General features: G+C 53.0%; 26 protein-coding genes. 4 read left to right on the top strand and 22 right to left on the bottom strand.

The window, feature by feature from the left end:
• Window position 1 precedes the first annotated feature (1 nt).
• Window positions 2-886 carry an N-carbamoylputrescine amidase gene (aguB, locus tag J1778_RS17620; RefSeq protein WP_112290795.1) on the bottom strand — a complete coding sequence of 295 codons (885 nt, stop codon included), beginning with the start codon at window positions 884-886 and terminating at the stop codon, window positions 2-4.
• A 271-nt stretch (window positions 887-1,157) separates the two neighbouring features.
• On the opposite strand from aguB, the gene rnhA reads away from it, so the two are divergent.
• Entirely contained in the window at window positions 1,158-1,625 is a 468-nt protein-coding gene (rnhA, locus tag J1778_RS17615) for a ribonuclease HI (RefSeq protein WP_056781594.1), read from the top strand.
• Between the two features lie 30 nt (window positions 1,626-1,655).
• Here rnhA and J1778_RS17610 read toward each other — a convergent pair whose 3' ends face one another.
• Window positions 1,656-2,381 carry a class I SAM-dependent methyltransferase gene (locus J1778_RS17610; RefSeq protein ID WP_217174270.1) on the bottom strand — a complete coding sequence of 242 codons (726 nt, stop codon included), beginning with the start codon at window positions 2,379-2,381 and terminating at the stop codon, window positions 1,656-1,658.
• Between the two features lie 43 nt (window positions 2,382-2,424).
• Here J1778_RS17610 and gloB point away from each other — a divergent pair, with 43 nt between their 5' ends.
• Window positions 2,425-3,180, top strand: coding sequence for a hydroxyacylglutathione hydrolase (gloB, locus tag J1778_RS17605; protein ID WP_217174269.1), 756 nt, complete (start codon window positions 2,425-2,427; stop codon window positions 3,178-3,180).
• A 69-nt stretch (window positions 3,181-3,249) separates the two neighbouring features.
• Window positions 3,250-4,635, top strand: coding sequence for a murein transglycosylase D (gene mltD / locus J1778_RS17600; RefSeq protein ID WP_120163220.1), 1,386 nt, complete (start codon window positions 3,250-3,252; stop codon window positions 4,633-4,635).
• 117 nt (window positions 4,636-4,752) lie between these two features.
• Here the strand turns inward: mltD and J1778_RS17595 are convergent, their stop codons facing one another.
• Together J1778_RS17595 and J1778_RS17590 are read right to left on the bottom strand one after the other, a co-directional pair.
• Window positions 4,753-5,553, bottom strand: a complete 801-nt coding sequence (locus J1778_RS17595; protein WP_217174268.1) for an endonuclease/exonuclease/phosphatase family protein — start codon at window positions 5,551-5,553, stop codon at window positions 4,753-4,755.
• Window positions 5,554-5,745: 192 nt separating this feature from the next.
• Window positions 5,746-6,921: an MFS transporter gene (locus J1778_RS17590; RefSeq protein WP_217174267.1), complete on the bottom strand. Its 1,176-nt coding sequence runs from the start codon at window positions 6,919-6,921 to the stop codon at window positions 5,746-5,748.
• Between the two features lie 106 nt (window positions 6,922-7,027).
• Between J1778_RS17590 and yafC the strand changes: the two genes are divergently transcribed.
• Window positions 7,028-7,924 carry a DNA-binding transcriptional regulator YafC gene (gene yafC / locus J1778_RS17585; RefSeq protein WP_217174266.1) on the top strand — a complete coding sequence of 299 codons (897 nt, stop codon included), beginning with the start codon at window positions 7,028-7,030 and terminating at the stop codon, window positions 7,922-7,924.
• 33 nt (window positions 7,925-7,957) lie between these two features.
• Here the strand turns inward: yafC and dkgB are convergent, their stop codons facing one another.
• From dkgB to J1778_RS17495, 18 genes are all read right to left on the bottom strand, one after another.
• Window positions 7,958-8,761, bottom strand: a complete 804-nt coding sequence (gene dkgB, locus J1778_RS17580) for a 2,5-didehydrogluconate reductase DkgB (RefSeq protein ID WP_217174265.1) — start codon at window positions 8,759-8,761, stop codon at window positions 7,958-7,960.
• Between the two features lie 114 nt (window positions 8,762-8,875).
• Window positions 8,876-9,562: a 4'-phosphopantetheinyl transferase superfamily protein gene (locus tag J1778_RS17575; protein ID WP_217174264.1), complete on the bottom strand. Its 687-nt coding sequence runs from the start codon at window positions 9,560-9,562 to the stop codon at window positions 8,876-8,878.
• Between the two features lie 3 nt (window positions 9,563-9,565).
• Window positions 9,566-10,795, bottom strand: a complete 1,230-nt coding sequence (locus J1778_RS17570) for a beta-ketoacyl-ACP synthase (protein ID WP_217174263.1) — start codon at window positions 10,793-10,795, stop codon at window positions 9,566-9,568.
• Complete coding sequence (locus J1778_RS17565; protein WP_217174262.1) at window positions 10,792-11,523, bottom strand: 3-ketoacyl-ACP reductase FabG2; 732 nt, start codon at window positions 11,521-11,523, stop codon at window positions 10,792-10,794. Before J1778_RS17565 ends, J1778_RS17570 begins: the two co-directional genes overlap by 4 nt.
• On the bottom strand, window positions 11,520-11,999 hold the full coding sequence (locus tag J1778_RS17560) for a hotdog family protein (RefSeq protein ID WP_217174261.1): 480 nt from the start codon (window positions 11,997-11,999) through the stop codon (window positions 11,520-11,522). Before J1778_RS17560 ends, J1778_RS17565 begins: the two co-directional genes overlap by 4 nt.
• Window positions 11,996-13,168, bottom strand: a complete 1,173-nt coding sequence (locus J1778_RS17555) for a beta-ketoacyl-[acyl-carrier-protein] synthase family protein (protein WP_217174260.1) — start codon at window positions 13,166-13,168, stop codon at window positions 11,996-11,998. The genes J1778_RS17560 and J1778_RS17555 overlap by 4 nt, the downstream gene beginning before the upstream one ends.
• Window position 13,169: 1 nt before the next feature.
• Window positions 13,170-13,745, bottom strand: a complete 576-nt coding sequence (locus tag J1778_RS17550; protein ID WP_217174259.1) for a DUF3261 domain-containing protein — start codon at window positions 13,743-13,745, stop codon at window positions 13,170-13,172.
• The gene (locus tag J1778_RS17545; RefSeq protein WP_217174258.1) at window positions 13,742-16,048 is read right to left on the bottom strand and encodes an MMPL family transporter; all 2,307 of its coding nucleotides are present in this window, start codon (window positions 16,046-16,048) and stop codon (window positions 13,742-13,744) included. Before J1778_RS17545 ends, J1778_RS17550 begins: the two co-directional genes overlap by 4 nt.
• Window positions 16,038-16,643, bottom strand: coding sequence for a LolA family protein (locus J1778_RS17540; RefSeq protein ID WP_217174257.1), 606 nt, complete (start codon window positions 16,641-16,643; stop codon window positions 16,038-16,040). Before J1778_RS17540 ends, J1778_RS17545 begins: the two co-directional genes overlap by 11 nt.
• Window positions 16,640-17,083, bottom strand: a complete 444-nt coding sequence (locus tag J1778_RS17535; protein WP_217174256.1) for an acyl-CoA thioesterase — start codon at window positions 17,081-17,083, stop codon at window positions 16,640-16,642. The genes J1778_RS17540 and J1778_RS17535 overlap by 4 nt, the downstream gene beginning before the upstream one ends.
• Window position 17,084: 1 nt before the next feature.
• Complete coding sequence (locus J1778_RS17530; RefSeq protein ID WP_217174565.1) at window positions 17,085-18,800, bottom strand: glycosyltransferase family 2 protein; 1,716 nt, start codon at window positions 18,798-18,800, stop codon at window positions 17,085-17,087.
• Window positions 18,797-19,141: a 3-hydroxyacyl-ACP dehydratase FabZ family protein gene (locus J1778_RS17525; RefSeq protein ID WP_217174255.1), complete on the bottom strand. Its 345-nt coding sequence runs from the start codon at window positions 19,139-19,141 to the stop codon at window positions 18,797-18,799. Before J1778_RS17525 ends, J1778_RS17530 begins: the two co-directional genes overlap by 4 nt.
• Window positions 19,138-20,517, bottom strand: coding sequence for an AMP-binding protein (locus J1778_RS17520; protein ID WP_238484783.1), 1,380 nt, complete (start codon window positions 20,515-20,517; stop codon window positions 19,138-19,140). The genes J1778_RS17525 and J1778_RS17520 overlap by 4 nt, the downstream gene beginning before the upstream one ends.
• On the bottom strand, window positions 20,487-21,017 hold the full coding sequence (locus tag J1778_RS17515; RefSeq protein WP_238484798.1) for a COG4648 family protein: 531 nt from the start codon (window positions 21,015-21,017) through the stop codon (window positions 20,487-20,489). Before J1778_RS17515 ends, J1778_RS17520 begins: the two co-directional genes overlap by 31 nt.
• Before the next feature lie 62 nt (window positions 21,018-21,079).
• Window positions 21,080-21,334: an acyl carrier protein gene (locus J1778_RS17510; RefSeq protein WP_217174253.1), complete on the bottom strand. Its 255-nt coding sequence runs from the start codon at window positions 21,332-21,334 to the stop codon at window positions 21,080-21,082.
• A 10-nt stretch (window positions 21,335-21,344) separates the two neighbouring features.
• A complete protein-coding gene (locus J1778_RS17505) occupies window positions 21,345-21,602 on the bottom strand; it encodes a phosphopantetheine-binding protein (protein WP_217174252.1) in 258 nt (85 codons plus the stop codon).
• Between the two features lie 3 nt (window positions 21,603-21,605).
• Complete coding sequence (locus J1778_RS17500) at window positions 21,606-22,418, bottom strand: lysophospholipid acyltransferase family protein (RefSeq protein ID WP_217174251.1); 813 nt, start codon at window positions 22,416-22,418, stop codon at window positions 21,606-21,608.
• A complete protein-coding gene (locus tag J1778_RS17495; RefSeq protein ID WP_217174250.1) occupies window positions 22,415-23,143 on the bottom strand; it encodes a beta-ketoacyl synthase chain length factor in 729 nt (242 codons plus the stop codon). The genes J1778_RS17500 and J1778_RS17495 overlap by 4 nt, the downstream gene beginning before the upstream one ends.
• Window positions 23,144-23,383: the final 240 nt, after the last annotated feature.

Raw genomic sequence — 23,383 nt, 5'->3', positions numbered from 1 at the left:
GTTATTTCCTTGTTGAACCGTCAGAGGTCGCGATTGCGCCATACATTTCAGGTCGGCGGTCGCGGAACAGACCCCACGATGCGCGCTGTGCAGCGATGGCATCCAGATCGAAGGTATGAACCAGCACGGCTTCTTCGGTCTTGTTAGCCTGTTCAACCAGCGCACCGGTCTGATCAGCAATAAATGAAGATCCGTAGAAGGTCATTTCATAATCAGGAATGAATTTGCTTTTTTCGGTACCGATACGGTTAGAGGCAATCACCGGCACCAGGTTGGCCGCAGCGTGCCCCTGCTGAACGCGGGTCCAGTGTGGCTGGCTGTCGATTTCCGGATAAGCCGGTTCTGAACCGATCGCCGTCGGGTAGAAAATGATTTCCGCGCCCTGCAGAGCCAGGCAACGTGCAGTTTCCGGGAACCACTGATCCCAGCAAATGCCTACGCCGATTTTCGCGTAACGGGTATTCCACACTTTGAAACCGGTGTCGCCCGGAATGAAGAATTGTTTTTCCTGATAGGCCGGGCCGTTCGGAATGTGAGTTTTGCGGTAAACATCCAGCACACTGCCGTCAGCATCAATCATGACCAGCGAGTTGTAATAGGCGTTATTGCACTTTTCAAAGAAGCTCAGAGGCAGTACCACTTCCAGTTCTTTCGCCAGCGCAGAGAAATGGCGGATCAGCGGGCTGTTGTCCAGCTCCTGTGCCAGGCTGTAATGCTCAGGGCTCTGATCAATACAGAAGTAAGGCGCAGCAAAAAGTTCCTGGATCAGAATAACTTGCGCGCCTTTAGAATGAGCCTGGCGAACCAGTTTCTCAGCGTTAACAATATTCTTTTCCAGATCCCAGCTGCAGCTCATTTGTGTTGCAGAAACCGTTACATTTCTCATTAGACATCCTTAAAGCATTGAAAAATTGGCAGTGAAAAAACCATGAAAGTCGGAACTCACTCAGAGTTTTGAACTGGCACTCTGCAGTTTCCTATTATATTGCAAAAGACAGCGCTCTCCAGCCAAAAGAGTCATTACTGACGGTCAAACCTGTTACAAAGGCACCCTGGCGCCCCGCTTTCAGACAGTTACACCCCAAGATATTGCTGTGCCGGGCACAGCGGTTTATGTCAGACTTGGTTTTTACTTTTGATGACAGAGCCTGCCAGATATGACCAAACAGGTAGAAATTTTCACCGACGGCTCCTGCCTGGGTAATCCCGGTCCCGGCGGTTTCGGTGCGATTTTACGCTATAAGCAACACGAAAAAGAGTTCAGCGCGGGTTTCCGTCTGACCACCAATAACCGCATGGAAATGATGGCGGCGATTGTGGCGCTTGAAGCACTGAGCACGCCGTGCGAAGTGACGCTGAGCACCGACAGCCAGTATGTGCGCCAGGGCATTACCACCTGGATCCACAACTGGAAGAAGCGTGGCTGGAAAACAGCAGACAAAAAACCGGTGAAAAATGTCGATTTGTGGAAACGCCTCGACGCCGCCATCCAGACGCATCAGCTGAACTGGATGTGGGTCAAAGGCCACGCCGGGCACCCGGAGAATGAGCGGTGCGACGTGCTGGCGAAAGAAGCGGCGGGGAATCCGACGCTGGAAGATGTGGGATATCAGGCTGAGAATTAAACGGCTGGCATCGGTCATTTTTTTCTCAACTCAATCCCGATGCTCTTCCCGGTAACTTTTAGTCGCCCCCACCGCTTGCGGTATTTTTTGTTTCTGTGCGAGGACTTTTTTCGCGGTAGGTGTCAGCGGGAAAGTCCTTTTGCGGGCAATGATCAGCGTCATACATCCCAGCGCAGGAAGATGCGTACTCAATAATTTTCCGCCATTCTTTTTCCACGGCAGCACGTGAAAACGCCGGTGAACCATCACTTCATAATTGAGCAAAGACAGCCAGTCGAGCAGACGCATCTGTGTAAATAAACGGCTGCTGTAGGGCTGGCGTTTACGAAACACCGGCATCAGTTTGCCGATACCTAAAAGACTGAGCGGATTAAAGCTGCTGAGCACCATCCAGCCGTCATCAATCAGCACACGATCCACTTCACGCAGTATGCGGTGCGGGTCATCCGCGTAAGCCAGCGTATGGCTAAGCAGGCAGGCATCCACCGATTTTGCCGCAAACGGTAAAGAGTAAGGATCGCCCTGAACATGCAGCCCCTCACCTTCCGGTGCGAAGTTCACCTGATGCGAGATCGGACAGGCCTGAGCATCGATTTCGGCACTTAATGCGCCGATTTTCAGCAGGTGGAACCCGTAAAGTTTGCCCCACCAGGGTTGCAGTTGTTGCTCAAGCGCGGCACGGTAGTAGTCGCCGCATGGGATATCTTCCCATGAAGCCGGTGCAACTATTTTCTTACGGGCGCGGGCTGGTCGCATAGTTTGTTATCTTCTTTCAAGCAGTTGCCAAAGAGAGGTTGCCATGAATCTTATCAGTATTCCTGCCTTGCAGGACAATTACATTTGGATGCTCGATGACCAGCAAGGGCATTGCCTGATTGTCGATCCGGGTGAAGCTGCGCCTGTTTTAGCCGCGCTGAAAAAGGCCAATTTAACCCCGACCGCTATCCTTCTGACTCATCATCATCACGACCATGTTGGGGGTGTTGATGAGATTTGCAGCCATTTTCCGGGTCTGAAAGTGTACGGACCTCACGAAACCGAGAACAAATTTAGTCAGATTAGTCTTAAAAATGGAGATAAATTGGTAATTGGCGGTCTGGAATGGCAGATCTTTGCTACGCCCGGGCACACTCTTGGTCACATTTCATACTATAGCGCGCCTTATCTTTTCTGCGGAGACACGATGTTTTCCGCCGGATGTGGCCGTTTATTTGAAGGCACCCCGGAGCAAATGTACCAGTCGTTTCAACGCTTAGCAGCGCTGCCTGATGAAACATTAGTCTGCGCCGCACATGAGTACACTCTCTCAAATCTTAAGTTTGCGCGCTCCATTTTACCGCAGGATCATGATATTCATTCTCATGAGCACAAAGTGCAACAAATGCGTGAAAAGGGACAATCTTCCCTGCCTTCTACCCTCGGTCTTGAGCGTAAAATCAACCTCTTTTTACGTTGTGATGATGTTGATTTACAAAACAAATTAAACCTTAACGATCCCTTAAAGCCTGACTGGCAGGTTTTCGCCCATTTAAGGGCACTCAAAGATAGCTTTTAGCCCCAAAGGTTGTGTTTTTTTTCGAAGCAAAGTATTATCGCTCGTCTTTTAAGCAACTATGACACACACATGAAGGCAAACGCGATCCTAATAATCGCCTCCATGTTGCTCACAGGTTGCCAGGCGTCCAGGCAGGGCGTGAAGGTACCGGAACAACATGCACAGAGTTTGTCTTCAGCAAGTCAAAGTGAAGCAGGACAGTACACAGATGATGGCCGAGCGGCCTCTGGGGGATGGTTGGATGGAAACGACACCGTCTCCCAACAAAATTTGTGGAACTTCATAGGCGACGAGCTGAAGATGAAGGTTCCGGATAATCCCCGGATCCGCGAACAAAGAGTTAAATATTTAAAGAATAAGAGCTATCTCCACGATGTAACATTACGGGCAGAGCCGTACATGTACTGGATCACCGAGCAGATTAAGAAACGTAATATGCCGATGGAACTGGTACTGCTACCCATAGTGGAGAGCGCTTTTGACCCTAAAGCAACCTCATCAGCTAACGCTGCAGGGTTGTGGCAGATTGTGCCTCAAACGGGTCGAAACTATGGTTTGAAACAAAACCAGTGGTATGACGGTCGCCGCGATGTTGTGGCTTCGACAACTGCTGCGCTTGATATGATGCAACGCCTGAACAAGATGTTTGGTGGCGACTGGTTACTGACCGTTGCTGCGTATAACAGTGGTGAAGGCCGCGTGATGCAAGCGGTGAAAGCGAACAAAGCCAAGGGTCGTTCGACTGACTTCTGGGCGCTGGCGCTTCCACGTGAAACATCGATTTATGTGCCGAAGATGTTAGCCCTGAGCGACATTCTCAAGCACAGCAAAAAATACGGTATCAGCCTGCCGAAACCGAGTGAAGACCGTGCCCTGGCGCGTGTTGAAGTCGGACAGCAGATGCAGCTGACCCAGGCGGCGGAGATGGCGGGTATGTCCCTCACCAAGCTCAAGTCGTTTAACACTGGCTACAAGAAAAATGTAACCGCGCCGAATGGCCCGCATTACATCGTTCTGCCGAAGGCGCATGCCGACCAGTTAAAAGATTCACTGGCTGATGGCGATATTGCCGCAGTACAGGAAACCAAACTGGCCAGCAACACTCCGTCAGGTGCAAAACAGTACAAGGTTCGCTCCGGCGACAGCTTGTCTGGCATTGCAGCCCGGCTGAATGTGAAGACCCGTGATTTACAGCGTTGGAACAATTTGCGCTCAGCAGGCGCGTTAAAAGTTGGGCAAACACTGCAGGTGGCGGATAACAGCGTCAGCGATACCAGTGCCAATGGCGGCAGCATCACTTATCAGGTGCGTAAAGGCGATTCATTGTCGAGCATTGCTAAGCGTCACGGCGTCAACATCAAAGATGTGATGCGCTGGAACACCAATGCAGACAACCTGCAGCCGGGCAACAAGTTAACGTTGTTCGTCAGCAACAAGATGAGTCCTGATACCTGATTCTGACCGGTACCGGCAATAAAAAAGCACCCTGAATATTCCGGGTGCTTTTTTTATGTCTGCGTTTTTTGACCGGCGCTCTTTTGTGCCACCTTCTTTTGAACAACAAAAAAAACGTTACAGCACCAGCGGTTTACTGGCCATGAACTCTACCCGCAACGGGTTGTGGTCAGAAGCTCGCGTTTCCATCACCGACGCACTGGTGACGCTCAGGTCACGGTAGAAGATGAAATCCAGCGGCCTGCCAAACGCCCGCTTACGGTAGTCAGAAGGGAAACGCACTTCCTCCAGATGGATATTCCCCGCAAAGCCATACAGCGCGTTAATGCGCTGTTTGCTCCAGGCATTGAAATCCCCCGCCATAATCACCGGCCCTTTATGGTTGGCAATCTGCTCACCAATCGGGTCGAGCTGTTTGCTGTAGACGTCGATACCGATACTGAAATTGACGGCATGAATATTCACCACCATCAGCAAACGTCCGTCCAGAAGCGGATAGACCGTCACTAATGCCGATTTAGACAGCCTCAGAAGCGGCTCACGCTCCCGCAGCGGGCAACAATAAACCGGATGTGCTGCAGAGAGTGTCATCACGCCAGAGGGGTGCTGAGGCAACATAAACGCAGGCACCTGATCGGCGGCCAGATAGTTGGATGTCGCAAAACGGATCAGTTCGGGCGTCGTCTGCGCCTCCTGAAGTAACACCAGTTGCGCATCTTTGCCGTAATCGCGCAGAACTGACAACCAGTCAGCCCGCTGCTGTTTAAAGATATTCCACACCATGACGCGCAGAATATTCGAGTTGGGTAGCGCAGCACCCGGCGGCAAATCCGGCCCTAAATGTGCGAGGGCACCTGGGAAGATTTGCTCAGCGGGCTGACCTGCGACATACCTCATTGCATATGTTTTTTTCCGCACGCTAATCGCCTGTTTACCCGTTGTATCGTTGCTATATGAGAGAGATTCCCACAGCGAAAGTTCAGTATACGCCCGCAGGCGCTCAGGCCAAATCTGTTTACATTGGTATACAACCTGGTCACATCTACAGGCTAGCACAAAAACAAAAACGGCCCGCCGAAGCGAGCCGTGAAGACACAGAATGCAGGGAAATCAGGCCAGTGCTGCTTTCGGTTTGCAGTCGAGATGCCCGCTCAGACGAACAAGCAGCAGTGCACCCGCGACGATCACCGCGCCAATCCATGGCGTTTGCGCCAGACCAAGGGTAGAAACCACCTGCCCGCCAATCACGGAACCTAAAGCAATACCGACGTTAAATGCTGCAATGTTCAGACCGGAGGCGACATCGACCGCATCAGGTGTCACTTCTTCTGCCTTTTGCACCACGTAAACCTGCAATCCCGGTACGTTGCCGAAGGCGAAAACCCCCATCACCATCAGCGTGATTAATGCCGGAATACCGAAACCTGAAGTGAACTGGAAAATCAGCAACAACACGGCAAGTGCGGCAAAAATAATCGTCAGGGCTTTGACTGCACCATGACGGTCAGCCAGCTTGCCACCCCAGATATTGCCGATAGCCACTGAGACGCCGTACGCCAGCAAGATCCAGCTCACCATACTGGCGGAGAAACCGGCCTGCTCCTGCATCATCGGGGCAAGAAACGTAAAGGTGGTGAACACACCGCCGTAACCCAATGCGGTAATCGCGTAAATCAGCAACAGGCGTGGATTCATCAGCACTTTAACCTGATCGGCAATACGCGCTGCCGGTTTGTTTTTGATGTTATTCGGTACCAGGATCGCGCTGGCGATGATGGCGATAACACCAATCAGCGACACTGCGAGGAACGTTTCACGCCAGCCGAAATGCTGACCGATAAATGTCCCGAGCGGCACACCCGTCACCAGCGCCACGGTCAGACCGCCAAACATCAGCGCAATGGCAGAAGCGGCTTTTTCTTTCGACACCAGACTGGTGGCGATGGTCGAGCCAATCGAGAAGAACACACCATGCGCCAGACCGGTCAGCAGGCGTGCCATCACCAGCGTGTTGTAATTCGGAGACTGCCACGCCAGCAAATTACCCAGCGTGAACAGCACCATCAGGCCAATCAGCAACGTTTTGCGCGGTACGCGGCCAGTCAGCGCAGTCAGAACCGGTGCGCCAATCGCCACGCCGAGCGCGTAAATGGATACCAGCAAGCCGGCTGACGGGACTGAAACGCCCAGTTGCTGCGCGATGGTCGGCACAAGGCCTACGCTAACAAACTCTGTTGTTCCTATAGCGAACGCACTGATAGTCAGTGCTAATAGTGCAAGCGGCATAACCTTTACTCCACATGAATATCGATTTGATGGCGGCTATTATCTGCTTGTGCTTAAATGACAGAAATAACCAAAGTATCAATTTATTTATGCTGGAGTAACAACAATGCGAGCCAGTTCTGAAGAGTTGATTACCTTTGTCACCGTGGTAGAAAGCGGCAGTTTCAGCCGCGCGGCAGAACAGCTGGGGCAGGATAATTCCGTGGTCAGCCGGACACTAAAACGTCTGGAGCAAAAACTGGGCATCACCCTGCTCAACCGTACCACGCGCCAGATAAGCCTGACGCACGAGGGCGAGCGTTATTTCGTCCGGGTGCAGAAGATCCTCCATGAAATGGCAGCCGCGGAAGACGATCTTCTTGAGAACCGCGACGACCCGCAGGGGATTTTACGCGTCGATGCGGCCACGCCGGTTATTTTGCATATCATCTCGCCGCTGGTGGCTGAATTTACCGAACGTTTCCCGAAGATGTCACTCGCCCTGTTTTCTTCCGAGAGCAATATCAATCTCATCGACCACAAAGTGGATGTGGCGATCCGCGTCGGTGAGCTGGAAGATTCCAGCCTGCGGGCGCGCAAGCTGATGCTGAGCTACCGCAGCGTGCTGGCGTCACCGGATTACCTGAAAAAATGGGGAACGCCGCAACGCGCTGATGATCTGCTGAAACACCGCTGTCTGGGTTTTAACGAAGTGGTGGCGCTGAACAAATGGCCACTGCTGTGTGCGGACGGCCAGCAACTGACGGTTACGCCGTTTATCAGTTCAGGAAGTGGTGAGACGCTGCGCAGGCTGTGTTTACAGGGCAACGGCATTGCCTGTCTGTCAGATTTTATGACCGATGAGGATATTGCACGAGGAGATCTGGTGAAACTGCTGGTGCCGGATACCCTGCGCATCGCCATGCCATTACACGCGGTGTATTACAGCGATCAGACGGTCAGCACCAGGATCCGGTGTTTTATTGATTTTCTGAGTGAAAAGCTGGGAACTCGCGGGGCCTGAAGATCCCCCTTCGCAGGGGGAGGCGTTTAAGGATCAATCCCAGTCTGGCGCAAGACCTTCGGGACTGACCAGACGGCCGTTGCGTTCCAGCGCGGCGATCTGTTGCATGTCTGCATCTGTCAGCGTCAGTTTTTGCGCCAGCAGATTGCTTTGCAGGTTTTCGCGTTTGGTCGATGACGGGATAACCGCATACCCTGACTGCAATGCCCAGGCCAGCACGACCTGCGCAGGCGTCGCGTTGTGGCGGGCGGCAATCTCAATAATCGTCGCATCTTTCAGGGCGTCACCGTAGGCCAGCGTCATATATGACGTTACAGCAATGCCGTTCTGGCGGGCGAAATCGACCACGGTCTGGTTTTGCAGGAACGGCGACAGCTCGATCTGGTTTGTCGCAATCTGATCCGCGCCCACCGCGTCGATCGCTTCCTGCATCAGCGCGACGGTAAAGTTGGAAACACCGATTTCGCGGGTCAGACCCATTTTCTTCGCTTCCACCAGTGCGTGCATCGTTTCTGCCACACTGACGGCCTGATTCGGTGAAGGCCAGTGGATCAGCGTTAAATCGACATAATCCGTTTTCAGTTTACGCAGGCTCTCCTTCAGGCTGTCGACGACTTTGTCAGCCGCCAGGTTTTCAATCCAGATTTTGGTGGTGATGTAGAGTTCTTCGCGCGCGATGCCGCTTTCAGCCAGTGCATCGCCGACGGCTGCTTCATTGTCATAAATCTGTGCGGTATCAATGGCGCGATAACCCAGTTCCACTGCGGTGGCAACGGACGCTTTAACCACGTCATCTTTCAGGCGAAATGTTCCCAAACCGAAGGCAGGAATGCTCATAGTGTTCTCTCTTTTTAATTTTTAAGGGTGATAAATCATGGAGAGAGTATGAACTGCGCGTTCATGGATAAAAACGACCGTATTGCCAGAAGACTTTTGATTTGAGCGCAATAATCAGCGGGATGAAAACTGCGACCATGGCCGCGAGGCCAGTGGGATAAAATCGCCGGAAACCGCGTTAAAAGCATATTCCTCAAGTTCTGAAACGCCCGCAGGCAGTGCCAGCGCACGCATCTCAGATCCATCGGCGACAAACCATAACCGGCTGTCGGTAGAAGGCTGTGAAGTAAACTGATGATTTTTCGGATCCAGATGGATCCGGTCCATCTGCCACACGCTGCCGCCCTGTTGTTTCAGCCATGCTTCCCGCAGACACCACAGTTGCCAGAACGCCGTTTGCGGTTCCGCCTGTTCCGTCAGCCACTGAAACTCAGTTTCACTGAATGCTTCACGGGCGACGTTAAGATAACGTCGCCGCGGGCGCATTTGCTCCACATCGCCTCCGGCGTCACCCGCCTGACATAGCAGCAGTTGCAGGTGATTTTTGCTATGACTGAGAGAAAAATGCGGCAGGGAAGTGTCAGAGAAATAGGGCTTTCCCTGCGCAGAATGTTGCAGTTCTGGTAACACCTCACAACCGCAGAAAACGGACAGCGCTTCGGCAAGTAATGCCCTGCCCGCATGCCATTGCTGGCGGCGTGCTGGTGTCATTCCGGCACTTTTGGCGAGCATATCTGCGGACAAGCGGGACAGCGAAAAAGTATCATCCAGCGACGCGGTCATAAGATGCGCAGCGTTCATCGTTTACGGCCAGCGACGGAAAACTAAAGAGGTATTGATGCCGCCGAATGCAAAGTTATTCGACTGAATAAATTCAGTCTGAATATGGCGCGATTCCCCCATGATGTAGTCCAGTTCGCCGCACAGCGGATCCGGTTGCGTCAGGTTGATGGTCGGCACAAACCGGTCTTCACGCATCATTTCCAGCGACATCCACGCTTCCAGCGCACCACAGGCACCGAGCGTATGCCCCAAGTAACTTTTCAGCGACGAGATTGGCGTCTGATTACCAAAAACCGCTGTGGTTGCATGACTTTCTGCAATATCTCCGCGATCTGTCGCCGTGCCATGCGCACTGATATACCCGATTTCAGAGGCAGGAATACCGGCATTTTTCAGCGATTTTTCGATACAAATCTGCATAGTCGATTGCTGCGGCTGGGTAATATGCGCCGCGTCGCAGTTGGTGGCGAATCCGACGATTTCTGCGTAAATTTTCGCACCACGTGCCTGCGCATGTTCGAGCGATTCAAGAATAAGTGCCCCGGCTCCTTCTCCAATCACCAGACCGTCACGCTGCGTATCAAACGGACGCGGCGAAAGTTCCGGGTGATCATTCTGCTGACTGGTGGCAAACAGCGTGTCGAACACGGCCGCTTCTGACGGACAGAGTTCTTCCGCACCGCCCGCCACCATCACAGTCTGGTAACCGTGTTTGATCGCTTCATAGGCATAACCGATCGCCTGACTGCCGGAGGTACAGGCGCTGGACGTTGGAATAACGCGCCCTTTCAGCCCGAAGAATAATCCGGCATTCACCGCCGTGGTATGCGGCATCATCTGCACATACGTCGTGCCGGTGATGTTATTGGTGTGCTTTTCGGTCAGCATGGTGGCGAATTCGCTCACCGGTCCGGTGCTACCGGTCGAGGAACCGAACGCAATCCCAGTTTCGCCATCCGTCAGAACCGGGTCTTCCAGCAAACCGGCCTGCTCCAGCGCCAGTTCCACCGCACGGGTCGACAACAGCGAAACCCGCCCCATCGAGCGGATACGTTTTCGGGTGTAGTGCGCGGGCAGGACAAAATCATCCACCGGTGCGCCCAGATGAGTGTTCAGCCCCTGGTAGATCAACCACTCATCCATATGCCGAACGGCATTTTTACCCTGCTGCAGACGGGCAGAAACCTCGTCCCAGTGGTTGCCGAATGCCGTCACACCTTTCATGCCGGTAATCACTACACGATAGCTCATACCATGCCTCCGTTGATGGAGATCACCTGACGCGTCACGTAGCCCGCGATATCTGACATCAGATAGCTCGCCAGCCCGGCGACTTCTTCCGCACGCCCCATACGTTTGAGCGGGATCATGCTCATGGCGGCATCCAGCGCCGGTTTTTCCATCTCCAGCATGCCGGTATCAATCAGCCCCGGCGCAATACAGTTGACGGTGATTTTGCGTTTTGCCAGCTCCAGCGACAGCGCTTTGCAGGCGCCGATAATCCCGGCTTTGGCGGCACTGTAATTGACCTGGCCGCGGTTGCCCGTAATACCGGAAACCGAAGAAAGTGCAATAATGCGCCCACCCTGACGCAGGCCGATCATCGGCATCACGCAAGGGTGTAAAACATTGTAGAAGCTGTCGAGATTGGTGTGGACTACGCCGTCCCAGTCTTCGTCAGTCAGCGCCGGAAACGCCGCGTCGCGGGTGATGCCGGCGTTATTAATCACACCGTAATAAGCGCCATACGCCTCAATATCCGCTTCGATCACTTCCCGGCACTGCTGGCGGTTGCTGATATCGAACTGCACAATGCGCCCGCTGCCGCCATTTTCGCTAATCTGTTGCAGGGTATCTTCTGCACCCGCTTTATCGCTGTGGTAGTGAATGACTACCAAAAAACCCTCGCCTGCCAGCCGACAGGCAATGGCTTTGCCGATCCCCTTGCTGGCACCGGTCACTAATACCGAACGCGTCATTCCTGTTTCCCCTGTGTCAGTTTAATCAGTTCATCCTTGTCTGGCTGGTAAGTGTTCAGCCTTCCCTGTGCAACCTGCAGGTTGTCTTGTTTTCTTTTAATGCAGATAACGCCTTCAAAACTGGCGAGTTTTTCGTCGCGCAGAACCATCGCCACGCTTATCTGTAATTCACTGCCTGCTGCAAATTCCGGCACGCTGCATTTTATCGCCCTTCCGCCCAGCAGCATGCCCACCTGCGGCGATTCTCCGCTTTGCGCGCCGTGCCAGCCACTCCACACGCCAATTGTCTGCGCGATCAGCTCAATGGCGTACCACGCGGGCAAGGCACCACGGGCATTGAGAAACGGCGCCAGCACGCTCTGTTCTGATACCACAACGCTGCATAACGCCGTTTCTTCTGTTACTTCGATGACGTTTTCCAGCAACACCATCGGCGATTCATGCGGTAAATAATCCGCAGCGTTTAAGGTATTCATGACGGCCTCCCGATCACCAGGCTGGCGTTATTGCCGCCAAAAGCAAAGGAGTTGGACAAAATGACCGGTTTCTCCACCATTTGTGTCGTTTCCACCAGCCGGATATCCGGCAGGCTGTTATCCCGCGGCGTTTTGCTGAAATCCTGTCCTGGCAACGCAATATGTTGCGTAAGGATGAGCCAGCTCAGCGCCGCTTCCGTTGCTCCCGCGGCGCCCAGCGTATGGCCGGTGAGATGTTTGGTAGAACTGCACGGCGTCCGGTTGCCAAACAGACGATGTATCACAGCAGCTTCCACCTGATCATTAAGCGGGGTGGCAGTGCCGTGCGCATTGATGTAGCCCACATCATCGGGGCGAAGACCGGCCTGCTCTAACGCCATACTTATGGCGCGTTCGGCGCCCAGTCCTTCAGGATGCGGGGCAGACATATGCCAGGCATCCGACGATTCACCGGCACCAAGCAGCGCAATATCCGCCGGTTCACGTGTCAGCAAAATCAGGGCTGATGCCTCACCGATATTGATGCCATCGCGGTTTTGACCGAATGGCGTGCAATGACCGCGGGAATAGGATCCCAGGCTGTTGAAGCCGTTCACCGGCATCCGGCACAAACTGTCAGCACCGCCGACCAGTGCGGCATCAGCCAGCCCGGATTCAATCAGGCGCTTTCCGCTGATAATCGCTTTCGCACTGGAAGAACAGGCCGTCGATAAGGTATAGGCGGGACCACTCAGATCGAGTAATTGCGCCATAAATTGTGAAGGATCACCCAGCTCCTGCTGCTGATAGTCATAATCCGCCGGAAATTCGCCATGCTGCTGAAGATGACGCACTGCGTCTTCACCTTCAGCAATACCCGACGTGCTGGTGCCCATTACGATTGCCACGCGATCTTTGCCATAACGGGCGATCGCGTCATTTACCGGCGCTTCAATTTGCGCCAGCGCGGCCAGTAACAGCTGATTATTGCGGCTGCGGTGTGCCGGGAGGCCAGACGGGATAGCCGGTAATTCGCCCGTCACACTGCCGAGCCAGACCGGCCGGTCTTCCGTCAGCCAGCCTTTCTGCACGGTCATACCCGGCGCGACGCCCGCCTTCAGGCTGGCCGCGATTTGCGCATGGTTGTTTCCCAGCGCGTTAACCATGCCCACGGCCGAAAAGTAGATCATGTTAGTCACCGACATTCTGGATAGTTATCTGGTAGTGAAACGCCATCTGAGTAATCGAAACAGGCTGACGAGAGTTGCCCTGCGCCACGTAATCAATGCGGGTGACGGCATGGCCTTCGTTATCCAGTAATGTCCGGCGAAGCGGCTGCTCATCGAACGTCCAGCCCGCTGGCAGCAATGGTTGCCAGATCTGAACCGGCCAGTAGCTCAACATAATATCGGCCAGAACCTGATTAGCTGGAGGTAAACCCTCCATTTTTATCGCCTGCTCGGTGTGGATCCCCGTTTGATCGTAGACCACTTTGAACAGGCGGATCCCAAGCGGAGACAATCCGGCCAGTTGCAGCGATTTACCATCAGCATTAAGCAGTACCAGCAATGACTGTTGTTTGCCGTTGACGGTCGCCGTCAGCAACTGTTGCTGACTGACCGGTTTATCCAGCAAGGGTGGCGGAAGTTTTACCTGCACACCACGCTTCAGCCAGGCCTGTGGCCGGGTACCGGAAGGCGAACTTGTCGCACAACCGCCCAGCATGAAGAGAAGAAGCGCCAGCACCGGCCAGGTCATTCGGGTCATTTTTTGCGTCCTCTTTTTTTAGCTGGCAAAGTCAGTGGCGACAGCAGGAAGGCGGTTAAAATACCGGCGCTCAGTACAATACCAAAACTGCTGATTGCCTGTGTCGAACTGAATACCAGCATGCCGAACGTCAGTAATGTCGTCACCACCGCCATGAAAATGGCAAACATTGATGTGGTTGGCGTGCCGCGCGGATTGGTGAAAAACAGGGTGTAATTGATGCCGATCCCCAGCACCAGGATGAGCGCCAGCAGAGAGAAAAGATTGAGATTGTGACCGCTGAAACCCAGCGCCGCGATCCCCATTCCCAGCGAAAGCAGCGTTGGCAACAGGCAAATAAGCCCGTGGGGCAGACGAAAACGCCAGAGATAAACAGCCGCGATGACCGCCACAGCCAGCGCCAGCAGATACGTCAGATAAACACGGTATTGCGAGAAAAGGCTGCTGAATTCCGTTTTGCGGTCGATCCAGCCTGCTCCTGGGGTGGAAGCCGCCAGCACCGCCATGGCCGCGCTGTCATGAACACCGTTCACCGGAATCAACGTGGCGCTGCGCCCGTCGGGCAGCGTCAGCCACAGCAAACGCCAGCCCTCGCTCACTACGCTGTTAAGCCATTGCGGTACCTCAACCTTTTGCGCACTCAGATCGGGGGGTGCCACTGTCACTCCCGCTTGCTGCAGCTGCGTAACAATTTGCGGAGCACGCTGCCGGAGCAGGGATAAATCGCGCTGCTGTTGTGCTTGTGAAGGCAGGCTGATCGCCCGGAAACCGTCAATCACCCCCTTCTCTTTAGCCTGCGCCAGCTTTGGCCGCAGAGCTTCCAGACGTTGCAGTGTCTGCTCTGCGCTGTCGCCATACACCAGCAGCCATTTCTGGTCGTTGGTCTGTCCGGTCAGCGCGGCGATATGTTGTTCCTGCTGCTGCAAATCCGCAGGCAGGGATTGCAAATCTGCGATGTCATCGTTGATTTTCAGCCGCGATATTCCTGTCACCACCAGCACTAAAACCAGCAAGGGCAATCCGAACCGGACGGCTTTGCGGCTGCGCCACGCCAGCAACCAGCGCATGATGATCGCCAGCCCCGGCGTGGGCCCGACCGGCAAGCGTGTCGACAAATACGGATACCAGCACATGACGGTGATACAGGCGGCACTCAGCCCGGCGGCAGCAAAAACAGCCAGCTGTTGCAGGCCGGGGAACGGCGCAATCAGCAACATCAGATAGGCAGCCACCGTAGTCAGCAAGGCCACAGATAAAGCAGGGAACAGCTTTTTCAGGCTTTCCAGCGGGGAATTGACCTCACCGTGTACGCGCCGTTCAGTCAGGAAGTACAACGTGTAGTCGGCAGAAATCCCGACAATGCTGGTGCTCAGCACCAGTGTCATCACGTGAATTTCGCCAAATATCCATAAGGTAAAAACGGTGCCAGACAGCGCGCCGATAGCGACAGATAGCAGGCTGAGCAGCAATGGCAGGACGGAGCGGAACATCAGTAAGATCAGTGCAAATACGCCCAGCACTGACGCCGCACCCATCGTGGAGAGATCGTGTTCAGCCTGCTGACTGGCATAATTGCTGTAGAAAATTGTGCCGCGCTCAAGCACTTTTGCGCCCGGCCAGCGTGCCTCAAACGCATCTTTCGCCGCACTGAGCGCCGCCACCGTGTGTTTCGCCGAGGTGATGTCATACGAAGAAGCTTTCAGCTCACCGTGCAGCAGGTACCAGTTGCGACCCTGATTATCGCGGGCCATCAGCCAGCCATGATCCAGCGCCATACCGGCACTGTTTTGCTGCTGCGCCATTTGCGAAGCGCGCACCAGCAGCAGCGGATCGTTTGCCAGTTCTTTGCCACTGACGCCTGAAAATGCCGAATAGACCTGACCGAGGATCCACTGACTTTGTGCCTCAGCCCCCGATTTCAGGCGCTGGCGGGTCTCGTCATCGAGCAACGCATTGCGATGTTTGAAAAAGAAAGCCCCCCACTCCTGCTGACGCTGTGCATCCATCGGCCCTGCGACCTGGGTCAGTTCCGGCAACGTTTGCAACTGTCTGAGCCAGTCATCAGCGGGCTGAACTCCGGCACCCGGCGGCGGACTGACCAGCCACATCAGCTGGCGGTCCAGCCGCTGTGTGAATCCGTCAGAAAATGCCTGCGGAACCTCCGCCGTCTGTTGCTGAGGCAAGAGCGCCAGCACGCTGCTGTTAATCTGACTGCGCGGCAGTAACCAGAACAGTGCCGCCACCAGCAGCACGATTATCAGCAGCCAGCTTTGCGCCAGTTTTCTGTGAAGATCAGGATGCAAAATGGCGTTTCTCGGCGTCGGTCAGCGTGGCAGGCGTCGTTTTCTGATTGAAGAAACGAATGTGTGTGGCGTCACCCTGCATGTCATCAATATCAATATTGTTCAGGAAGGTTTCGCCATTAAGCGTGATACGGCGAAACAGGCGGTTCAGCGGCGACACTTTCGGCGTCAGGATCAGTTTCCATGCGCCTTTGCCCAGATCGCTAAAATCGAGAGAGAAGTTTTCTTCCAGCACCTTGCGGTCTGCGTGGAACAGCGCGCTGAGCAGGGAGTTAAACTGAAACATCTGCGGATTATTATCTGCCGTCACCACCTGCGGTTCCTGACCCGCCATGACTTGTACCATGCGTTTTTCTGTCAGCAATAAGGTCAGGCTGAACGGTTTTTCCTGCTGCCACCACAGCCCCTGCTGCTGGGCAATCAGCAGATTTCCGCTGGAATTAAGCGGTTGCGCCATCCCGCTGATGGTTCTTTGCTGTGCAAAATCAGCACGCAAAACCGGTACCTGACTGAAGCGCTGCTGTAACTCTTCCAGCGTGACGGCGTGCGCGGTGACACTAAAAATGGTCAGCACGAGGAACAGAAAAGCTTTCACAGGCTGACTCCTGTTTTATCGAAAAGCACCTGCGGCGAGACAAAACACATTTCTTTGGTGGTGGCATCTACCGCGACCTGCAATGTGTAACCCGTCGTTGTGCGTTTACCGGTTTCGACGTCATAAATCTGATAGCCAATGCGCAGACGATTTTCGATTTCCTCAAGCTGAGCATGAACTGCAATACGCTGCTCAAAGAGCACCGGCGCGATATATTTCAGGCGGGTATCTACAATCGGCCAGACATAACCGGAAGCTTGCATCTGGCGGTAACCGTAATCAAACTGTTTGAGTAACTGCTCGCGCGCGACTTCCAGATAACGGAAATAGTTGCCATGCCAGACCACGCCCATCGCATCGGCATCATGAAAAGGCACGGTGATTTCAACGCGGGTGGAAAATCGCGGATCGCTAAAACGCGGATCAAGTTTGGAAGTCATATCAGTCAGGTTTCCTGTCAGGGGCGACATCCGCAGGATGCTGCCAGAAATCATAAAAATTGAACCAGTCGTGAGGCGCAAGCAGGCTGTAATATTCCAGCCGTGCGGCATAATGGTCGACTGCGACCTGTAACGCAGGCAGGCGGTTGCCGCGCGGCAGAATCAGCGGATCGGCAAAAGATTCGCAGTAAATATGCAGACGCTGTTGCTGCATAATGCCAAACATCAGCATGACCGGTGCCCGCAGCGCCGCAGCCAAAATAAAAGGTCCTTGCGGGAAGGCGGCTGGCTGACCCAGAAACTCGCTGTAAATAATGCGGGAATGCTCCCCGCGCTGATGCTGGCTGGCAGACGTGCGGTCACCGACAATCGCTACCCATTCACCCGCATCCAATTTTTCCTGCAGTAAAATAGCCGTTTCCGGCCCCATCTGGCTGACCTGAATCAGATTAACCACCGCCTGCGGATTAACTTCTTTCATCACCTGATTGAACCGCTCGGCATGTTCAGTAAACACCAGCGCATTGACAGTAATGCGGTGATTGAGCGCACCCATCGCCCGGCAGGATTCGATGTCGCCCAGATGTGAAGCGAGGATCAGCGTGCCACGGCCGGAGGCAATATGCGATTCACAAATTTCGGGATTGACCAGCACCGCGTCGGTCAGGATTTTATCACCCTGCCAGCTCGCCAGTTTACTCAGCATCGATTCACCAAAGCGCATGAAATGGCGGAACGTACTCAGCGGGTAAGGCAGGGAAATGTTGCGCTGTGCGGCCGTGTCGCGGACACGTTTAAGCCAGTCCGCAGAGGCATTGCGCTGTTTGCGGCCAGTCAGCCAAAAATAAGTGATGACCGGATAAAGTAGCAGACGAAAAGCCTTGTATCCCAGCGTCCGGTAAACCGCCAGCATCAGTCGAATGCCCCATAATCCTTTGCGTTCCCGGGTCACAGACCAGTGATCCGGCCGGTCTTTCCGCTGACGCAGCAAATAAGGAATGCGCGGCAACATGCCAAAAAACAGCCGGGTGTGCATCCGGGAAATTTGCAGGTTGTCCTTCACGGCATCAAAATGCGAGAGGCCGTCTTCGGGATAAGTCACCCGCGTGGGCAGGAAACGGCTGCGCGTGCCCTGCCAGTAAAGACGCACCATGATTTCCGTATCGAAATCCATCCGCAAACCCAGCGTCTTATTCTCCATCAGTTGCAGGCAAGGCCTGAGAGGATAAACGCGGAAGCCGCACATACTGTCTTTTATTGAGAATGACAGGGTTTCGACCCATACCCAGAAATGCGTGATGTAGCGGCCATAGAGTCGCGATTTTGGCACGCTGTCATCGTAAACCGGCTGACCGGAGATCAGACAATCCGGATTGCTCCTGGCTTCCGCCAGCATCGCCGGGACGTCAGAAAGCTGATGCTGACCGTCGGCGTCTACCTGTAGTGCATGAGTGAAACCTTTTTCAGCAGCCAGCCGCAGCGCCGCCATCACTGCGCCCCCCTTTCCCTGATTTACCGGTAAGCGCGTCAGGCTCATCCACGGCGTTTTACAAGCCAGACGTTGTAGCTCATCTGCCGTTTGCGCGTCGCTGCCATCGTCTACCACGATACAGGGCAGACCGAACGACCGGAGGCTATCCAAAACACCGGCCATCATCAGCCCGTGGTTGTAGCAAGGAATAATCAGGCAGGGAGAAAATGTAGCTGGCGGCATCATGGACATAATGTGATTTTTCCACTGCTGGCGACTGCATCACCCACGCAGTACCGGAATACCAGCCGGTGCTTTTCTTTCAGCCAGTCGATGTGCAAATCCACGGTTTCTTCAGGTAAAAGTGGACGCTGGAATTTCACCACTTCCATGCCGGAAAACGCTTTATTCATCCCCAGAATCGTTTCTGCGTAGTTCATGGCCCAGTTCACCTGAGTCACACCCGGAAGGATTGGCGCCGATGGGAAGTGGCCGCTGAACCAGAGTAATTCTGCAGGCAACCTGAACGTCAGATGCAGGCCATTCTCGCTGTTGAGTTGCTGGTTCAGCACGTCAGGCAAAATCATAAAAACATTTCCTGTAGTTCAGCAAAGGAGCGTTTACCTTGCTGGTTAAGAGGGATCGCCGGAACAATACGCCAGTATCGTGGCAGAGCAACAGGTGATATCCAGCTGCGCAGCGCCTGGCGAAGGTTATCCAGCAGAGCAGCCCGGCCTTGTGCATCCAACAACTGTTCACCATCGCGGCTTAAGACCAGCACGGCAGCCACATAAACCCGACCGTGCTTTTCAACAGTCAGCACGCTGGCCTCTGAAAGAAAATCCATGTGGCACAAACGTTGCTCAATTTCAGTCAGTGAGACACGTTGCTCAGCTATTTTCACAATCCTGTCTTTGCGTCCCAGCAACTCAAAATGGCGCGGATCAGATGGCAACATTCGAATCTCATCGCTCAGCGTAAAGCCGTCCGAAGGCGATACCAGAGGTGAAATCAGGGAAGTATTACCATCAGGACTGAGTGAAAAGACGATATCGTCAAACAGCGTCCAGACCTGTTCTGGCTGATGCTGCTGCCGAAAAGCGATAATACCTGTTTCTGTCGTGCCATAGATCTCCGTCGGCACGTCGCCACAGGTCTGTTCGACTAACCGTGCAGCTTCATGTTTAAGCGGTCCGCCAGCAGAAAAAACGTGCCGGAGTGTTCGCGTATTCAACGACGGATCCAGTCTTCCCAGAAATGCCGGACTGCTGATGAAAACCAGAGAATGCGCGGCTGCCAGAGAGTGTAACTGCTCATGATATTTAATGCCGGTGGTCGCAAACGGCAGTCCCAGCGACAGCGGTAACATGAAAGCGAAACTCAGCCCATACATATGATGAGGAGCAACGGTGGCGGCGAAACGTGTGCCCGCAAATTCTGTTCCCCAGCGCGCACAGAGCCACTGGCTTTCAAGTTCCAGACAGGAAACCGGCTTAACGATTTTTTGCGGTTTACCCGTCGAACCGGAAGTAAACAGGATGACCGAAGCATCTTGCGGCCATGGTGGCAAAACCGTCAGAGTCTCTTGCAGTGCGAAGGGTAAACGCAGCAGAGGGCAATCCGGTGACAAAGGGAGATCGGTAATCAGCGCATCAAATTCACTTCGCTGTTCAGCTAAAACCGCAGGCCGAGAATGACCGGTCAGAACCGGTGTTTTCCCGCTGTAAATCACCGCCAGCAGCGCGACCGCGAATGAATAGTTATCGTCAAGACATAACGCCCAGCGGCTATGAGAAGTCCTGCGGAGCCCGGCAATAAGAGATAGCACATCGCGACGAAACTCGTGTTGCCGCCATTCACGGCTTTCATTCCATGCGACGAGATGATCCGCAGATCTTTCCGCGCTCAGCCATTTACACATCGGCAGGGTTATCACTGACGCAGACGCTTTCTGACTATCCATTCAATACCCATCAATAAGCCAATCAGCAGATAACTGATCCCGCCGTTATAAAGAGCCCATAAATCCATATCGCCTTTCAGGCAGGTATATAAGGCCATTAATCCATTACAGAAAAAGAAGACACACCAGACTTGCGTAACCCGACGTGTATACATCACGCCCCGGGGCGGCAATTCCGGTTCACTCAAACGGGCAAGTCGCTCAACCAGAGATTGCCGGGCATAGAGCGAGCTGAAAAAGACGCCCAGCAATAAAGCATTCACTGCGACCGGGTAATACAACAACATTGATGTTTCGCGGAGCAAAACGCTGGTTGCTACCAGCACAATCCCCACGATGGCAATCGCTTTTCCAAAAAAGGTAAGCTGGGATAATTTTCCGCGGAAAGTCATTAGCCGCAGAATAAATATGGCAATCAGCAAAGGGGCCAGAACGCCTGTCCCCCAATTTTTTAAACCACACCAGACAGCGACTGGATAAGCAATCACCGCCAACGGCATTGCCCATCGGGCAATTTTTGCCAGCAGAGAGAATGACAAATGCCGGGACTTATTCACAAATATCAGGACGCAGGCGTGTTGAGCAATTCATCAATCGCATCAACAACATCCTGAACTGTTCTTACAGACTTGAACATTTCAGGTTTAATCTTTCTGCCCGTTATCTTTTGCAAATGAACAACCAGATCAACAGCATCAATGCTGTCTAATTCCAGATCCTCATAAAGCTTCGCTTGCGGACTGATATCATTTTCATCAATTTCAAATAGCTTGATTAATAAGGCGCTAATTTGCTGGTAAATTTCTTGCTTCTGCATAGGAATCTCTTTAACCACGCTGTACTGATATAAATCTGGCCAGACTTTCAACAGAATAGAAATGTTCGCGCATTTCCTGATTTTCAGCCGAAAGGATCACACCGTATTGCTTTTTCAACGCCAGGCCCAGTTCAAGAGCATCGATGGAGTCCAGCCCCAAACCGTCACCAAAAAGCGGCGCCTGAGTGTCTATCTCATCGGGTGTCATACCCTCGAGATTAAGCGTCGTGATGATCAGGGCTTTAATGTCGTTACTTAATGAATCCATGACTTATTTCTCATTATTTTGAGTATTTCCACGCATCAGCTCAGTGCGCAAATGTTGTGTCAGACGTCTTGCAGCCAGAGCCGGTGAAAGATCGCTTTCATGGAGAAAGTCTTCAGCTTTTACCTTATCGGCAACAGTAATAACAAACTGAGGTTTTACCGGAGGAATTTGATACCATTTTCCCCGTTTAGTCAGCATAGGCGGCTGACAGGTAATATGAACAATTCTTACATCACAATTTGCTCTCAGCGCAATGTTTGCGGCACCACGCTGTAACGTCATCGGCTCGCCCGGCACAGTACGTGTCCCTTCCGGGAAAACCAGCAGCGTTCCTCCCGCTTGCAGGCGTGTTTCACAAGCCTGTAGCAGCGTATCCGATCCCGAGTTAACCAGATATCCGGCGGCTTTAATTACCCCACTCAGAAACGGGTTCTTCAGCAAAGCTTGTTTGACAATGCAATCACAGCGCGGCATTTGCGATGCCAGAATGACATAGTCAAGCAAGCTGGGATGATTCGCGACGATCAGACAGCCGGTATCCTGCTGAAACTTTTCATCACCTGTAAACCGGTAATCCATCACCCCCACCAGACGTAATCCGCCGAGGAAAAATCGAAAGCTGCTGCGGATACTGTTCAGCGTCATTCGGTGCAGTCTGTCTGGCTGGCGTATGATGAGCCGCAACAGATTAAACCAGATAAGCGAAAGCAACAGTCCGCCAATTCCGAAAAGTGCGAAAAAGAATCCTGTCGCCAGCCATCGCCAGATTCTGTTCGGCAGTGAAGACACTTCCTGGTTCAATTCAGACTCTCTCATTGCACGCCACGCGACCATTGCCAGCTATGACGATTACCCGCACTCACCTCAAATGAAGAGGAAGATGAAAGATAGCCACGCAGGAATTGAAGGCTCTGCGGCAAGGGTAATGCCTGATGTTCACCAGGCAGAGAAACGCGCTCACACTGCAAAGTATTGCCAGCCACTAATATTATTGCTACCGCATAAGGAAGAAACTCAGAATTTACCGATTCATTATATATCGCAGGAATTTGCCCGTCGAAATCGACTAACATCACGCGGGAAGCTCCTGCAGATAATATCGATTGCGCTTCAAGTATTCCCTGTTGAAAACTGTCATTACCCGCCGCTAATGAGGTGACGGGTAGAGCGTTTTTACCGGTAATGGTTAACCAACCCGCCGCAGTATTGTGTACTGACATCGAAAACTCTGTCGGTGAAACAGGCTCTTCATTCGCTAAATTATGCAAAATGCGCCCTGTTTTTTCGAGCTCACCGTGACGACTGGTAAAAATGGCAGCATCGACTTTATACTTTTCGAGCAATGAAAGACCGGTATCTACTGCAAAACGGCTTCCGATACTCATACGACGCGCAGTCATCATGGGAATTTGCGCGCATTTAGGAATTTCACCCGAAAATTTGTCTGCATCAGGCCGCATGGCCCACTGGATCCAGTGTTCGCAACTGTTAACTCCCGGAGCAAGAGCCTGCCAGTCAAGCATATCCAGTGTGAATTTCATGATGGGTGATCTTTGTGAATTATTTGAAATATGACTTTATGATATTTTATTGAAAGTTGCATCTCTAATTTGTAGACATATTACTCTGAACTATAGATTTCACTTAAGATCGCAAGACAAGTTATTTTTTGCCCGCATTTATTTAAACTAATATTAAAATATAAACGAACTATTTATTGAGAGAGAAGATTATCATTAAAATTCAGAGCACCTTGAATATAAAATAATATAGCTGATAAC

The sequence above is a fragment of the Rahnella bonaserana genome (genome assembly GCF_019049675.1).
GTDB classification, from domain to species: Bacteria; Pseudomonadota; Gammaproteobacteria; order Enterobacterales; family Enterobacteriaceae; genus Rahnella; species Rahnella bonaserana.
The sequence above is the reverse complement of the archived record's forward strand: the minus strand, read 5'-3'. Positions and strand labels throughout refer to the sequence as shown.

Excerpts from the sequence above, each read along its gene's own strand:
- aguB (WP_112290795.1), bottom strand. The coding sequence starts at position 886 with ATGAGAAATGTAACGGTTTCTGCAACACAAATGAGCTGCAGCTGGGAT.
- rnhA (WP_056781594.1), top strand. The coding sequence starts at position 1,158 with ATGACCAAACAGGTAGAAATTTTCACCGACGGCTCCTGCCTGGGTAAT.
- J1778_RS17610 (WP_217174270.1), bottom strand. The coding sequence starts at position 2,381 with ATGCGACCAGCCCGCGCCCGTAAGAAAATAGTTGCACCGGCTTCATGG.
- gloB (WP_217174269.1), top strand. The coding sequence starts at position 2,425 with ATGAATCTTATCAGTATTCCTGCCTTGCAGGACAATTACATTTGGATG.
- mltD (WP_120163220.1), top strand. The coding sequence starts at position 3,250 with ATGAAGGCAAACGCGATCCTAATAATCGCCTCCATGTTGCTCACAGGT.
- J1778_RS17590 (WP_217174267.1), bottom strand. The coding sequence starts at position 6,921 with ATGCCGCTTGCACTATTAGCACTGACTATCAGTGCGTTCGCTATAGGA.
- yafC (WP_217174266.1), top strand. The coding sequence starts at position 7,028 with ATGCGAGCCAGTTCTGAAGAGTTGATTACCTTTGTCACCGTGGTAGAA.
- dkgB (WP_217174265.1), bottom strand. The coding sequence starts at position 8,761 with ATGAGCATTCCTGCCTTCGGTTTGGGAACATTTCGCCTGAAAGATGAC.
- J1778_RS17575 (WP_217174264.1), bottom strand. The coding sequence starts at position 9,562 with ATGAACGCTGCGCATCTTATGACCGCGTCGCTGGATGATACTTTTTCG.
- J1778_RS17570 (WP_217174263.1), bottom strand. The coding sequence starts at position 10,795 with ATGAGCTATCGTGTAGTGATTACCGGCATGAAAGGTGTGACGGCATTC.
- J1778_RS17565 (WP_217174262.1), bottom strand. The coding sequence starts at position 11,523 with ATGACGCGTTCGGTATTAGTGACCGGTGCCAGCAAGGGGATCGGCAAA.
- J1778_RS17560 (WP_217174261.1), bottom strand. The coding sequence starts at position 11,999 with ATGAATACCTTAAACGCTGCGGATTATTTACCGCATGAATCGCCGATG.
- J1778_RS17555 (WP_217174260.1), bottom strand. The coding sequence starts at position 13,168 with ATGATCTACTTTTCGGCCGTGGGCATGGTTAACGCGCTGGGAAACAAC.
- J1778_RS17550 (WP_217174259.1), bottom strand. The coding sequence starts at position 13,745 with ATGACCCGAATGACCTGGCCGGTGCTGGCGCTTCTTCTCTTCATGCTG.
- J1778_RS17535 (WP_217174256.1), bottom strand. The coding sequence starts at position 17,083 with ATGACTTCCAAACTTGATCCGCGTTTTAGCGATCCGCGATTTTCCACC.
- J1778_RS17530 (WP_217174565.1), bottom strand. The coding sequence starts at position 18,800 with ATGATGCCGCCAGCTACATTTTCTCCCTGCCTGATTATTCCTTGCTAC.
- J1778_RS17525 (WP_217174255.1), bottom strand. The coding sequence starts at position 19,141 with ATGATTTTGCCTGACGTGCTGAACCAGCAACTCAACAGCGAGAATGGC.
- J1778_RS17520 (WP_238484783.1), bottom strand. The coding sequence starts at position 20,517 with ATGGATAGTCAGAAAGCGTCTGCGTCAGTGATAACCCTGCCGATGTGT.
- J1778_RS17515 (WP_238484798.1), bottom strand. The coding sequence starts at position 21,017 with ATGCCGTTGGCGGTGATTGCTTATCCAGTCGCTGTCTGGTGTGGTTTA.
- J1778_RS17510 (WP_217174253.1), bottom strand. The coding sequence starts at position 21,334 with ATGCAGAAGCAAGAAATTTACCAGCAAATTAGCGCCTTATTAATCAAG.
- J1778_RS17505 (WP_217174252.1), bottom strand. The coding sequence starts at position 21,602 with ATGGATTCATTAAGTAACGACATTAAAGCCCTGATCATCACGACGCTT.
- J1778_RS17500 (WP_217174251.1), bottom strand. The coding sequence starts at position 22,418 with ATGAGAGAGTCTGAATTGAACCAGGAAGTGTCTTCACTGCCGAACAGA.
- J1778_RS17495 (WP_217174250.1), bottom strand. The coding sequence starts at position 23,143 with ATGAAATTCACACTGGATATGCTTGACTGGCAGGCTCTTGCTCCGGGA.